We start from the raw sequence: 13737 nt of genomic DNA on the forward strand, positions 1-13737 counted from the left end.
GTGACGACGTCCTGGCCAACAAAGCCGTCGACGGTCGTCGATACGGTTTCGCCGGTCGGGATGCTGATGACGGGCGCGTCGTTGGTACCCGTCACCACGACCGTCACCGTCGTCGTATCCATGCCGCCGTCACCGTCCGACAGCGTCACATTGTAGGTCAGCGTCAGCTTCTCGCCCTTGGCAAGATAGTCGAAGGTGTTGTCCGGGGCGTTGAACGACCAGTTGATCGCACCAACGGCAGAACCTGCAGCCTTTGATGCCAAGACGCTCAGGAAGTTGCTATAGTCGGCGCTCGTGCCCGTCACGCCGAAGGCCGTAACGCCTGTCACCGTTGCAAAGTGGCCGGTATCATTCAGATCGGCGTCGGCAAAAACTATCGTGCCGGACGCCGTGTCGAAGGACGACGAACCCGTCACGCCAGGCCGCTCGCCGATCAGACGGATATCATCATAGGCAATCACAGGCGCATCGTTGGTGCCCGTCACAACAACGTTCACCGTCTGCGTCGTCTTGCCACCGTCATGATCATCGACTTCGATCGTGTACTGCAGCGTCAGCTTCTCGCCGGCCGCGAGATAATCGAAGATCGCATCCGGAGCCTTGAACGTCGCCTTGACTTCACCATCAGACGAACCGGCGGTCTTCGTCACGCTGTCGATGTCCAGCGCATTCGCAAGCGCAAGACGGCTGAGAATGTTGAGACCGTCCGTCTCGCCGAGCGCCTTGAAGCCCGTCACCTTCGCCGTATGGCCAGTGTCGCTCAGATCCGCGTCGCTGAAGTGAACCGACAGATGCGCAACGTCGTTCGAGAAATTCAGCGTCTCGCCAACCCGCTCCGTTACGTCGACCGACGTGCTGTCGATGATCGGCTTGTCATTCGTGCCGGTGACGGTGATCGTCACGACCTGCGTGCCCTTGCCGCCGTCGCCGTCATCGACCTGAACCGTGTAGCTCAGCGTGACGGTCTGACCCTTCGCAAGATAATCGAAGGTCTTGTCGTCGGCCGCAAAGTTCCAGCCGATCGAACCCGTCTGTGAACCGGCGTCCTTCGTGACAGTACCCGTATGCATCAGCGCAAGAAGCGCCTCGTTCGACGGAAGGCCGTTCGAAACGCCGCTCGCCGACACGCCCGTCACGGAAGCCGTATGGCCAGTGTCGTTCAGATCGACATCCGTGAACGAAAGCGTGCCCGATGCCGTCCGGTCCGTCTCCGAACCCGTCTGATTGGCAAGCTCCGTAAACGAGCCTGCACCCGCCGCCGCGATGACAGGCGCATCGTTCGTGCCGGTGACAATGATCGTCACCTTCGACGTGTCCGTGCCGCCATGGCCGTCCGACAGAAGCACGTTATAGGTCAGCGTCAGCTTCTCGTCCTTGGCGAGGTAGTCGAAGGTGCTGTCCGGCGCGTTGAACGCCCAGTTGATCGCACCAACAGCGCTGCCTGCTGCCTTCGCCGCAGAAACCGTGAGGAAGTGGCTGTAATCGTTCGAACCCGTACCCGTCACGCCGGAAGCGGAAACGCCCGTCACCGTCGCAACATGGCCGGTGTCGCTCAGATCCGCATCGCCGAACAGAACCGTACCAGATGCCGTATCGGAAGACGTAGAACCCGTCTTGCCGGACTGCTCGCCGATGAAGCGAAGATCGTTATAGGCAATCACAGGCGCATCGTTGGTGCCGGTCACGACGACATCAACCGTCTGCTGCACCTTCGCGCCATGCTTGTCGTTCACTTCGATCGTGTATTGCAGCGTCAGCTTCTCGCCGGCAGCAAGATAATCAAAGATCAGATCCGGAGCCTTGAACGTCGCCTTGACCTGGCCATCCGTCGAGCCGGCGACCTTCGTCACACTGTCGATGTCCAGCAGGCTCTGCAGCGCAAGGTTGCCTAGGAAGCCGCCAGGAAGACCACTCGTTACACCGAGCGCCTTAACGTCCGTCACCTTCGCCGTATGGCCGGTGTCGCTCAGATCCGCGTCGCTGAAGTGAACCGAAAGATGTGCAACGTCGTTCGAGAAGGAAAGCGTCTTGCCGGCCTGCTCCGTCACATCAACCGACGTGCTGTCGATCACCGGTTTGTCATTCGTGCCGGTGACGGTGATCGTCACGACCTGCGTGCCCTTGCCGCCGTCGCCGTCATCGACCTGAACCGTGTAGCTCAGCGTGACGGTCTGACCCTTCGCAAGATAATCGAAAGTCTTGTCGTCGGCCTCAAATTTCCAACCGATCGTACCCGTCTGCGAACCGGCGTCCTTCGTGACAGTGCCCGTATGCATCAGCGCAAGAAGCGCCTCGCTCGGCGGAAGCCCGCTCGAAATACCGCTGACAGTCACGCCCGTCACCGAGGCCGCATGGCCCGTGTCGTTCACGTCGATATCCGTGAACGAAAGCGTTCCGCTAGCCGTACGGTCCGTCTCCGAACCCGTCTGACCGGCAAGCTCCGTAAACGAGCCTGCACCCGTCGTCGTGATAATTGGGGCATCGTTGGTGCCGGTGATGGTGACGGCAATATCCTTGGTGACGGAGTCGTGATCACCATCGGCTACAGTGTACGGGATGTGGAGGACCGCGGTTTCTCCCGCTGCCAAGCTGTCGAATGCCGTGCCTGGATTGATGGTGATCGTGCGGCCATCGGCTCCCAGAACAATCTCGGGCATGCCGAGCACGACGCCCGTAGGCACGCCGCTCAGGCTCGCATTACCGAGGGTTATCGCAGCACCGTGCTGGTCGGCGCCGAAGTTGAAATCGACACCTTCGGTCAGCGTGACCGTCTTCGTCTGATTTTCGGACATGCCCGAAGTCACGTCGGTTGCCGTCGGAAGGCTGTCGCCAACGTTGATGATGAACTGGCCGGCGCCGAGCGTCACCGTATCGTGGTCGGCGTCGGAGGCCTGAACATAGGCGCTGAGATCAAGCGCCATCGTATCGCTGCCGACGGCGTGATCGAGTTCACCGTACAATTTGAAGGTGGCAGTGCCGTCAGCCGCCACGTTGAGCGTGAAGATCGGCTTGTCCTGCTTTCCGTCAATATAGCCGATGAGCGTGGTGCCGTCGGATATGATCTTTACCTGTTCGCCGCCTGCGGTGACCGAGCCAAGATTTTGCGCCGCGACGGTCTTCAGCGCGAAGGATGCGCCGCCATTGACATCGTCCGCGCCAACATTGACCAACGGGGAGAGATCGACAGTCGCCGACGAAACATTCGGCGCGGCCCCGATCTGGAGGCTCCAGTCCCGCAGCGTGCCAACGTCCAGCCCCGCGTCGTCCCTGATTTCGAGGGTCCAGGTTCCGCTCATGTCCTTGCCGTCGAGAAGCGAAAGCTCGTCGATTGTAGGACGCCACGTGCCAACGAATGGCTGCGAGGCAGACCCAAAGCTTTCAGCCGCTTCATCGTCGAACGTGATGACGCCGTTCGGATCGCCACTGCCGCCGTTGTCGTTGATCAGCTGAATTCTGGTGCCATCCGGGGCGATCAGCGTGATGTCGAGGTCCGACATGAAGGTATGGGCGAGATTGATCGACACGTTGACGTCGTGAATGGTCCCGCCGGCGGGCACCGTGATGGTCGAGGTGACCGTACTGACGTCCGGGATGGCAAGATTGACGGAACCCGATTCGAAGCTGTGCGGTTGAACCGTGAGGTCGCTTTCCGTGACGTTGCCGGAAACGATTGTATTCGCGTTGATCGTCGGGCCGTCGTCGCGGATGTCGATCGTGGCATTGCCGGTGACGGCATCGCCGTCCTTGTCGGTCACCGTATAGGTAAAGTTGAGGCCGAGCGCGTCGTGCGCGCCGGTCTCGCCAACATCGGGATGGTCGAGCGGGCCGTATTGGGTGAAGGTGAAGGCGCCCGTCGAAGTGTCGGTGACCTTGAGTTCGAAAACGGTGATCGTCTTGGCTTCGGCGCCTTCACCGATGGTGATCGTGCCGGTGATCGTCAGGCCGTTGACGGTGACGGTGACGTCATGGCCGCCGGAGGTCAGGCCGCTGACGGGCTTGCCCGCGGTGCCGCCTTCCTCGTCGACATCCGTGCTGCCGGTGTAGTTTACAGCGGTGATGACGCCTACGTCCGTGCCGCCGTTAAAGCCGAACTGGCCGTTGACCGTCTGCTGGGCAAAGCCGCCCTCGGCGTTCGCCGTTTCCGTCAGCGTGAGCAGCTGTGTGGTCGTGATCGTCGGGACATCGTTGGTGAATTCCTGCGTGCCGCCGAGCGTCGGATCCAGCTGCTGCGTGTCGGCCAGAAGCTGCGCCAGCTGGGTCGGGGCGTCGTCACCCGGCTGGAGCGTATCCTGGAACTCGGCGCCGGAGCTCGGCGCTGCCGCGGTTGCGGTATCGGTGCCGTCCGGGCCGGCGGCGACGTTGATCTTGCTGTCGTTCAGCGCTGCGATGACGGTGTCACGTGGCAGCTCGACGTCTCCAAGCATGAAACTGGGGACATGCAGGGCGCCGTTGACGATGACGATTTCCGTTCCGTCCGCCTGGACGAGCACCAGATTGCTGCCCTCGATGTGAATATCGTCCAGCGAGACGTTGGCCGGAAGATGAGCAACGTTGTTCTGGTCGGCAACAACTTCGTTCGGGTTGGCGTTCGCGGGTGCCGGCGGGGTGGCCTCCACGCGGCCGGTCTTTGGGGTCTGCTCGCTGCTCGCCGCCTGAGCGAGCTCGACACGCTCGACCTCGGCCGGCTTTGCATCTTCGCGAATATCCGAAAGAAACTCGTGCGGCGCGTTTTCGCCATCGACGTTCGAAATGCGCAGATCTTCGTTAGACATGACTCTACCCCAAATGTACAACTGGGGCCTATCAATTACGCGGCAGGGCTAATTGCAATACTTCCTTAACCGGGCAGGCATAGCCGGTTATGCATCCCCCCAAAAATGTTCAGGAACGATTAACCCTGGCCATGGGTTTTGAGGGCGGGAACGCTAAAATTTGAATAAAATTAATAGATTAGAACGGGCGATCTTAGCCGCCAAAAAGAGGGCGGCGGCTCCTGTCGAGAGCCGCCGCCGGCATTTCCAACATTGCGATTCGCCGTTTTGCGGGGCGCTGCCGATCGCTCTTTGGAGAGGGTCAGCGTCCAGGCGCCACGAGGCAGAAAAATGCACCCTGCGGGTCCGTGGCATTGATGACCCAGCTGCCGCCAGGCACCTCCATCGGCCCGAAGAGGACCTTGCCGCCGCCCGCATTGACGCGCTCGACGGCGCTGTCGATGGCTGGAACGTTGAAGTAATAGCCCCAATAGCACACCGGCACGTTGGCGGGCTTGGTCATCATGCCGCCGATCTGCTTGCCGTGCTCGGCGAAGATGCGGTAGGCGCCCATCTCGCCCATGTCGAAGTCGTGATCCTTCGTCCAGCCGAAGATTTTCGAGTAGAAGGGGAACGCTTCCTCCATATTGCCGGACATGAGTTCATGCCAGCCGACATGGCCGGGTGTGTTCATGCCGACATCCGGCGGCGGGTTTTCCGGCGGGATCGGCGTCATGATACAGATGACGGCGCCGTGCGGGTCGGCAACGACCGCGAAGCGGCCGATCGTCGGGATATCCTCCGGCGGGCGGCGCACCTTTCCGCCGTTCGCCTCGAAATCCTTGGCGGTCTGATCGACGTCATCGACGGCGACGTAGCCGGTCCAGTTCGGCGGGATGCCCTGCCCTTCGAGCTCGGCCGGGAAATCCATCATGCCTGCAGCCCCCGCTCCGTTCGCTTCGAAGATGGTGTAGGCAGGCAGGTTGGCGATCTTCATGTCCTTGGTCGTCCACCCGACGACGGAACCATAGAACCGGGCGGCGGCCTGGGTATCTGGCGTCATCAGTTCGTACCAGATGAACTTTCCATGCGTATCGGAAGCCATGATCTTTCCTTTCACGCTTTGTGATTGAGTGAGCTGTCATTCCTGAGCGATTGCGTGAGACGTCATTGCTGATCACCGCGCGCGTGCGTAGCGTGCCTCCATGAACTGCTTCCAGCTGCCGTCCGGCTGCTTCGCCGCCGAGGTGAAGGTTCGGTGATCGTCATCGATGAAGGTGATCTGCTCGCGGTAATCCTGTTCGGCGCCGTCGGACTGGAAATCCGGCCCTCTCGTGTAAAGGTTGAGCACCTTGCCGTCCGCAGAGACGTCGCCCTCATAGACCCACATGTGGTCCATCATCGAGCCGATCCAGCTGCCGACATATTTACCTTTCGTGGCATTGTAGCCGAGGGTCAGCACGGTGGTGGCTGCGCCGCCGCCCGGCATTTCGCCATTGCCTTCGGCAACGAACCAGATGCCGTGCAGCGAGCGCACGATCTCCGTCCATTGCTGCCCGCCGGTCATTTCAGGGGCCGTGACATCCCAGACGCCAACCAGCTTCTCGAGAAAACGGTGCTCCTCCAGCACCTTTGCACTTTCCATCATCCTTCTCCCTTAGGTGATGCTAGCAAGTTTCAATGACAGGACTGCGTCTTCGGAGCGCCCTCATATTCGTCATGGCGCTTGACGAAATCCATTGTGCCGTTCTCGTTGCGGCCCTTCGGCGCCCGATCGAGGATCATCAACGTGCCGATCGTTTCCTCCAGACCTCGGGCATAGCTAGAGTAGGTGTGGAAGATTTCACCCTTCTCGTTCTTGTAGAAAGCGCTGAGGCCCGGGAGTTCGTCGTTGGCGTCGGCGGATTCGATCGCGCTGAAGTTATAGAACACCGTCTCCTTGGCGAGGTCCTCGGGACTGAAGGAAACGTGGTAGTCAAAATTGAAGTCGCTGCCGGAGGATGAAACCCAGGGAAATTTCCAGCCCATTCGCTTCTTGTAGGCTTCTATCTTGGGAAGCGGAGCGAGAGACACGGCGACCCATGTGACGTCGTGATTGTTGAGATGCGGCAGCGCGCCATCGACGTGATCGGACACGAAAGAGCAGCCCGGACAACCGGCATCCCAATCCGGCCCGAGCATGAAATGGTAGATGATCAGCTGGCTGCGACCGCCGAAGAGATCGGAAAGGCTCTTCCTTCCCTCAGGCGTGTCGAAAACATAGTCCTTGTCGACCTTGACCCAGGGCAAAGCGAGGCGCTCGGCATTGACCTTGTCTCTGAGATGCGTTGCTTCCTTCTCCTTCAGAAGCAGCGCCTGGCGGGCTTCGAGCCATTCTTCACGGGAAACGACTTGATTCTCCATCGTGTGCGCCCTCCTCCGGCGCAACCGATTACCGGCACATTCTCGTTTTCCTTGACTAAATACATTGATATCAATAGAAATTAGGCATGTCAAACGCGGTAGAGATTCCTTTTTCAACGACGCTGCTGGTGCGCGACACCTGCCTGTGCCTGCACGTTCAGCGCGCCGCCCGCGCGCTCGCACGGCTTTTCGACGACGCTCTTCGCCCGCTCGGGCTCACCAACGGCCAGTTCTCGCTGATGATGTCGCTGAACCGCCCGGAGCCGCCGCCGATGGGGCCGGTCGCCCATCTTCTCGCCATGGACCAGACGACGCTGACCGCGGCATTGAAGCCGCTGCAGCGCCGAGGATGGGTAAATGTCGTGCAGAATCCAAAAGACAAGCGCGGGCGGCTGCTGAGTCTCACGGCGGAAGGCAAGGCAGTGCTCGCCGCGGCACTGCCGATCTGGGAAAGCACGCATGCCGCGCTGGAAGAGAAGCTGCCGGACGGCGATGCGAGCAAGCTGCGGAGCGACCTGCAGGCGCTTGCGTAGTCAGCGGGCAATGCGCGGATCGTTGCCGAAATCGCTCCTCGCAAAACCGATCCTTGCTGCCGGAAATTCGCACAGCGCCTGAACGCCTGCCGCAGCCAGGCGGATGCGCCATGTCTGGCGCTCGGATGGTTCACGGGCGCTGAAGGCCTTGGCCGTCAAAAGCGCTATGTTTCGGCCCCGATTCGGATCGCGGACGGATTCGTAGAGGATTGCCTCTGTGCCGATCGCGCGGGCGGTGTCGGCGAGCGCCTGACAGGGCTCGTAGTTGACGGGATCCGTCCATTGGGCGCGACCGCTATCGAGCGGCGGGGCGGTCAGATCTATTGCCATCTTTGTTGCGACTGGAGCGGCAAAAGCCGTGTATTCCGCCGCATTCTCAGGCAGCGGCGTGCCGGGCGAATCGGCAAAGAAGAGCAGCCGGTAGAAGGCCATTTCGGCAAGCGCCGTTTCGACCTTTTCGGAAGCGTAGAAAACGCCGAGCGTTCGTCCTGCCCTGCGAAAGCGCGAGCCGTGCGGGTAGACCGCGCCGTAGCGGAAAGGCGTGGCAAGGAGATAATCGAGACCGGCACATTCCGGCGGCAGGGCCGGCTTGCTCTCCTCGAGCAGGGTTTCGAGCAGTGCCTGCTCTTCCAGCGTATCGACGAGTTTGAGCGTCGAGATCTGATGCTGCGCTTCCACCAGCCGCCAGAAACGGCCGGAGATCGGCCGCGTTTCAGACGAGAGCGCGGCGGGCGTCCAGATAGGCAAGGACATCGGTCAATCCGGAAATGCTGACGATCTTTTCGAGCGGCGCGGCGCCAAGTGCGGTATTGGCATTGCGCAGCCATTGCCGGGCAACGGCCTCGTCACCGCCGACGATTGCGTCCAGCGAGCGGAAGAGGCGGACGAGCAAGACTGCCAGCTCGAAGGATTTGCTGCCGCGCTCCAGCAGATGGTCCTGCCGCTTCATCCGCGAGACGGTCGCTTCGGAGACGCCGAGAACGGCAGCGAGCGCGCGGGCGCTGATCCCTAGCCGGTCGGCGGCATTGATCGCCGCCTTGGTAATGACGGCGGCTTCCGCGGCAGAGCGGGTTTGATCGGGAGAAATTGCGGCCATGGCGCCTATCCTTTCCTTAGAAAGAATATAGCGATTTTATTTCAGAAGAAAAGAGTAGGCTTTGCCGTTTGCCTAGGGAGTAGCTGACCAGACGCCGGAAAGCCCCCTCACCCTGCCCTCTCCCCGAGGGGAGAGGGGAACACAGAGGGTAAGGCCGCTCCCTTCTCCCCTCGGGGAGAAGGTGCCGGCAGGCGGATGAGGGGCCGCAGGCGAACGGCCAACTTCTATCAGTCGTCGGCACGCGAGGCCCCCTCATCCGACCCTTCGGGCCACCTTCTCCCCGAGGGGAGAAGGGAAAATCTCAATCAAGCAACAGTAACCGGAACTTCGGTCGAGGTGCGCATGGCGTGGCTGTAGGGGCAGACGATATGGGCGGCGGCAGCGAGCTTTTCGGCTTCGGCCTTGTCCATGCCCGGAATGTTGACCGTCAGCGCCACTTCGATGCCGAAACCGCCGCCGTCTTCGCGCGGGCCGATGCCGACCTTGGCGGAAACCGTCGCATCTTCAGGAATCTTGACCTTCTGCTGGCCCGCGACAAATTTCAAGGCACCGAGGAAGCAGGCGGAATAGCCAGCTGCAAAGAGCTGTTCGGGATTGGTGCCGGTCGCGCCGTCGCCGCCGAGTTCCTTCGGAACAGTCAACGTCACATCGAGAACGCCGTTGTCGGAAACGGCGCGGCCTGCGCGGCCACCGGTGGCGGAAGCTTTGGTCGTATAGAGGATCGGCATGTCAGTCTCCTGTGTTTGCGTTGGGGCTGGACTTTCTATATTGCGCAATTAAATTGTACGCAAGTGAATTTTGCAAATTGCATTCGGAATCTGAAAAGAGGAGAATTGCACCTCAAAGGAACAGGATGATGAAAGCGCAGACGGCGAAGATGATGGAAATTCCCGAGGAGGAGAAGCGGCTGGAGAAACAGCTCTGTTTCGCGGTCTATTCAACGGCGCATGCCTTCACGCGCGCCTACAAGCCGATCCTCGACAAGGTCGGCCTCACCTACCCGCAATATCTGGTGATGCTGGTGCTCTGGGAGCAGGCCGAGCTGCCGGTCAAAACGATCGGCGAGCAGTTGGATCTCGATTCCGGGACGCTCTCGCCGCTGCTCAAGCGGCTTGAACAGAGCGGCCTGATCAAACGCACGCGCGATTCGCGCGATGAGCGGCAGGTGATCGTTTCGCTGACTCCGAGGGGCCGATCGATGCAGAGCGAAGCGAACACGATCATGATGGCTATCGGCCGGGCCGCCGGCTGCACGCTTGAAGAGTTGGTGGAAATCCGCGGAGCCCTGCAGAAGCTGCGCGGAAACCTGAACGCGTCGGTGTAAGATCGCCCGCGCCTCTCAGCGCGGGCGCCGGTAAAGCCTATTCGGCAGCCTGGTAGGCAGGAGCACTCAGCCGCGACGTCCGCGGACCCAGCGCCGCGAGAAGCACGACCGCGACCGCAAGCAACGCCGTGAAGGCAATGCCTGCCAGATAGGGATCCCAGCCGAAGGACGGAGCCGCGCCAAAGACCGCCGAGGCGGCTGCGAGCACGATGCCGCCACCGATCTGGAAGGCCGCAAACAGCATGCCGGAGGCCAGGCCCGATTTGTCTTCCTCGACGTCAGCAAGCGCTGCGACCTGCACGGAAGGATAGGTCATCGCATAACCAACGCCGAGCGCGAGCTGCGACAGCACGACGAGCAGGATCGGATCGACGCGGCCGACGGCGGCTACCCAGAAGATGTAGCTTAGCGCCTGCAGCGCCACGCCGAGCGCCATCAGGCCGGTCGTGCCGCGGCTTTGCGCAATGGCGGCAAAGCGCGGTGCCAGGAACATGACGCAGACGCCGCCGAAAGCGAAGCAGAAGCCGGTAACGAAGGCCGACCAGCCCAACTCGTTCTGATAATAGAGCGTCGCGATGAACTGGAAGCCGACATAGACGCCCTGAAAGAGCGCGGCAACGGCGTTGGCATGGCTGAGCTTTGCCCGGCGGAACATCGCAAGCGGCACCATCGGATCGGCATGCCGGGCTTCGACGGCAAGGAAGAGCAGGATCAAGACGACCGCTGCACCCAGCGCGCCCCAGGTGGGAAAGGCGCTCCAGCCGACGGCCGCGGCATTGGTGATGCCGAAGACGAAGAGCAGCAGGCCGGGGGTGATCGTCAAGGCGCCTGCCCAGTCGAAGCGCGGGCGGGTTTCGCCCCGGTGCTCATCGGCGGGCAGGACGAAGGGCGCGATGGCCAGCGTGATGATCGCCACCGGAGCGCCCATGACCAGCGTCGCCCGCCAGCTGAAGACAGTGGCAGCACCCCCGAGCACCATGCCGAGCACGAACCCGGTGGCGCCTGTCGAGGAGAAGACGCCGAGCGCCTTGGCCCGGGCGCTCCCCTCCCGGAAGACGGAGAGCAGAAGCGCGAGCGCGGCCGGCGCGGTGAAGGCGGCGGCGATGCCCTTGATCAGGCGGGCGGCAATCAGCGTCGGTCCGCTGTCGACAAAGGCGCCCGCTATGCTTGCGGCCGCGAATAGGCCGAGCGACCAGAGAAAGACGCGGCGATGGCCGAAAACGTCGGCAACGCGGCCGCCGAGCAGCAGGAAGCCGCCATAGCCGAGGACATAGGCGCTGACGGCCCATTGCAGCGAGGTTGCCGGCATGCCGAGTTCCGCCTGAATGGCGGGAAGCGCTACGCCGATGGTCGAAACGTCCATGGCGTCAAGGAAATTGGCGGCGCAGAGTAACAGCAATGCCAGCCCCGCCCCACTTCGAGATTGTGTGAGTGTCATCGAGATCGTTCCTTTTCCTGCCGCGCGAGTTGGGAAGCGGCAGAGGAACGAGAAAATGTACATCTCCGAACCCCCTTGCAAATTGATAGTAACCATGCCAGGTATTACTGATAATGATGAATGACGCGATCCTTCGAAAAATCGATTTGAACCTTCTGCTCGCCTTCTCGGTGCTGATGCAGGAGCGCAATGTCAGCCGCGCGGCCGAGCGGCTGCTGCTCGGTCAGCCGGGACTTTCGGCGGCGCTGCGGCGGCTGCGCGAAGCACTCTACGACGAATTGTTCGTCCGTGTCGGGCGCGGCCTGCAGCCGACGCCGAGGGCGCTTGCCATCGCGCCAGCGATCGAGGATGCGCTTTCCGGTATCGAACGCGCCATCCGGCCGCCGGCCGCCTTCGACCCCGCCAGCTGGCAGGGCGAATTCCGCATCGGCCTGTGCGACAATCTCGAATCGGCCTTCTTCGGCCCGCTCGCCGCACGCCTGCGCGAGCTGGCGCCAGGTGCCCGGCTGGTGGGTGTCGCCGCCTTGGACAAACGCGAAGCCGGACGGATGCTTGACGAAGGTGCCTATGATTTCAGCGTCTCGATCCATGACGAGCCCGCCTCCTGGCACATCCGCGAGCCGCTCTTCGACCAGTCCTCCATCTCGATCTACGATCCGAACCAGCTCAGGCTGAAGGCGCCGCTGAGCCTCGAGGACTTCACCCGCGCCGACCATGTCGCCGTCTCGTTCGAGGGCAACAACAGCTCGACCAACGTCGACATTGCGCTTGCCCGTTTGGGACACAGCCGCCAGGTGGTGGCAACGGTGCCGCGCTTCTCCGCCTTGCCGATGGCGCTGCAAGCGATGCCGGCGATTGCGACGATTCCGGAATCAATCGGGCGTTGCATGGCCAAATTGCACGGGCTAGTTGTTTCAGCGCCGCCGGTTCCGCTACCGACCGAGCCAGTGACGATGCTCTACCGGCGCGTCGATCGAGCGGATGAAAGGTCCATCTGGTTCCGCCGGCTGTTCGTTGAAATTGCCGGTGCAGCGCTCGAAGCATCGGGCTGCAAAATGGGCATTTCCAAGGCAGCCGCCTGACGGCAGTGTGTCCGCCTCGTACCCATCTCATTGAAATACAATCTGTTTTTTTCGTCTCACGAAATGTGTTTGGAATATTAACCAACGTGAGCTAAAAAACATGCGCGACGTGATTGGGCTGGACTATCACAATAGGAGGCACATACCGTTGAGGGCGCGACATGCATTGGGCAAATCCATAACCGGAATTCTATTCGCCGGACTGGCTGCAACAGGGTGCACCACCGCAGCTAACACGACAGCTACAGCAAGTCCTTCCGCATCCGCGCGGCAGGTAAAAACTCACTCAACCAAGGTGACTTACAACTACACCGCGCGAGATCGCGACTGCCTGAAGCGGGCCATGTACTTCGAATCGGAGCATGCGGATCGCGCCGGCTACATGGCGGTCGGGACCGTCGTGATGAACCGGCTGACCTCAGGCGCCTACCCTAGTTCGATCTGCGGCGTGGTCGCGCAGGAAAGACAGTTCGCGCCCGGCGTCATGACCAGGGCCATCGACGCGAGAGTCGGACCGGAACTCGATTCCGCAGCGAACGGAATTCTGCGCGGGGAACGGCACCCTGGGGTCAAGGACGCCATGTTCTTCCATACTGCGGGCCTGAGCTTCCCCTATCGCAACATGCACTATGTCACTGCGGCGGGCGGCAATGTCTTTTATGAAAAGCGCTCGCGCGACGGAACGCTCCAGACGCCTTCCCCGCTTCCCGGCTATGAAGTCGCTATGAACTACCTTCCTGGCCGGATGAACTACCTTTCCGACCAACCCCCTGCGAGCCCGGTTCAATTCGCGGCCTATGACGCGTCGGCAGGCTCCTCACAGGTCGATGTACAGCTGCCGCAGACCGGGCCGATCCCATCGGCGATGCCGGTTGCGCAGACCTTGCCGGTCACCACATGGGCGCCGGATTTCACCACGACATCCTCGATTCCGGCTGCCGCTCCGGCGCCTGCAGGGACGATCATGCCGCCTGAAGGGGCACCGATCGCGCTGCCGACGCCGCGTCCGGCATACAACAGCGCAGCGCTCGACCTACGCAACCTCTCGCTTGGCGGCTGAGGGCGCCGCGGCAGTCTGTCATTCAAACCTTGAAATCAAAAACTCCCCCG

General features: G+C 61.6%; 12 protein-coding genes. 4 read left to right on the forward strand and 8 right to left on the reverse strand.

What is annotated here, in order from left to right:
- From ACPYOI_RS20030 to ACPYOI_RS20045, 4 genes are all read right to left on the reverse strand, one after another.
- Positions 1–4772, reverse strand: a 4772-nt coding sequence (locus ACPYOI_RS20030; RefSeq protein WP_481417665.1) for a VCBS domain-containing protein, incomplete at its 3' end; no start/stop codon positions are given.
- Between the two features lie 301 nt (positions 4773–5073).
- Entirely contained in the window at positions 5074–5856 is a 783-nt protein-coding gene (locus tag ACPYOI_RS20035; protein ID WP_168828723.1) for a VOC family protein, read from the reverse strand.
- A 72-nt stretch (positions 5857–5928) separates the two neighbouring features.
- Complete coding sequence (locus ACPYOI_RS20040; protein WP_168828722.1) at positions 5929–6399, reverse strand: DUF1579 domain-containing protein; 471 nt, start codon at positions 6397–6399, stop codon at positions 5929–5931.
- A gap of 29 nt (positions 6400–6428) precedes the next feature.
- Entirely contained in the window at positions 6429–7154 is a 726-nt protein-coding gene (locus ACPYOI_RS20045; RefSeq protein ID WP_481417664.1) for a DUF899 domain-containing protein, read from the reverse strand.
- Positions 7155–7240: 86 nt separating this feature from the next.
- On the opposite strand from ACPYOI_RS20045, the gene ACPYOI_RS20050 reads away from it, so the two are divergent.
- Positions 7241–7687: a MarR family winged helix-turn-helix transcriptional regulator gene (locus ACPYOI_RS20050; protein WP_481417663.1), complete on the forward strand. Its 447-nt coding sequence runs from the start codon at positions 7241–7243 to the stop codon at positions 7685–7687.
- Here ACPYOI_RS20050 and ACPYOI_RS20055 read toward each other — a convergent pair whose 3' ends face one another.
- The 3 genes from ACPYOI_RS20055 to ACPYOI_RS20065 all read right to left on the reverse strand — a co-directional run bounded on the left by ACPYOI_RS20055 (position 7688) and on the right by ACPYOI_RS20065 (position 9511).
- Positions 7688–8440, reverse strand: a complete 753-nt coding sequence (locus ACPYOI_RS20055; protein ID WP_481417662.1) for an RES family NAD+ phosphorylase — start codon at positions 8438–8440, stop codon at positions 7688–7690. It lies immediately after the preceding gene.
- Positions 8400–8783 carry an antitoxin Xre/MbcA/ParS toxin-binding domain-containing protein gene (locus ACPYOI_RS20060; protein ID WP_481417661.1) on the reverse strand — a complete coding sequence of 128 codons (384 nt, stop codon included), beginning with the start codon at positions 8781–8783 and terminating at the stop codon, positions 8400–8402. Before ACPYOI_RS20060 ends, ACPYOI_RS20055 begins: the two co-directional genes overlap by 41 nt.
- A gap of 305 nt (positions 8784–9088) precedes the next feature.
- Positions 9089–9511: an organic hydroperoxide resistance protein gene (locus ACPYOI_RS20065; protein ID WP_481417660.1), complete on the reverse strand. Its 423-nt coding sequence runs from the start codon at positions 9509–9511 to the stop codon at positions 9089–9091.
- 128 nt (positions 9512–9639) lie between these two features.
- Here ACPYOI_RS20065 and ACPYOI_RS20070 point away from each other — a divergent pair, with 128 nt between their 5' ends.
- Entirely contained in the window at positions 9640–10107 is a 468-nt protein-coding gene (locus tag ACPYOI_RS20070) for a MarR family winged helix-turn-helix transcriptional regulator (protein WP_481417659.1), read from the forward strand.
- Between the two features lie 37 nt (positions 10108–10144).
- Here the strand turns inward: ACPYOI_RS20070 and ACPYOI_RS20075 are convergent, their stop codons facing one another.
- Positions 10145–11545, reverse strand: a complete 1401-nt coding sequence (locus ACPYOI_RS20075; protein WP_481417658.1) for an MFS transporter — start codon at positions 11543–11545, stop codon at positions 10145–10147.
- A gap of 113 nt (positions 11546–11658) precedes the next feature.
- Here ACPYOI_RS20075 and ACPYOI_RS20080 point away from each other — a divergent pair, with 113 nt between their 5' ends.
- Complete coding sequence (locus ACPYOI_RS20080; RefSeq protein WP_481417657.1) at positions 11659–12627, forward strand: LysR family transcriptional regulator; 969 nt, start codon at positions 11659–11661, stop codon at positions 12625–12627.
- Positions 12628–12775: 148 nt separating this feature from the next.
- Positions 12776–13687, forward strand: a complete 912-nt coding sequence (locus ACPYOI_RS20085) for a cell wall hydrolase (RefSeq protein ID WP_481417656.1) — start codon at positions 12776–12778, stop codon at positions 13685–13687.
- Positions 13688–13737: the final 50 nt, after the last annotated feature.

It is taken from the genome of Rhizobium sp. SVR5-2C (assembly GCF_056755115.1).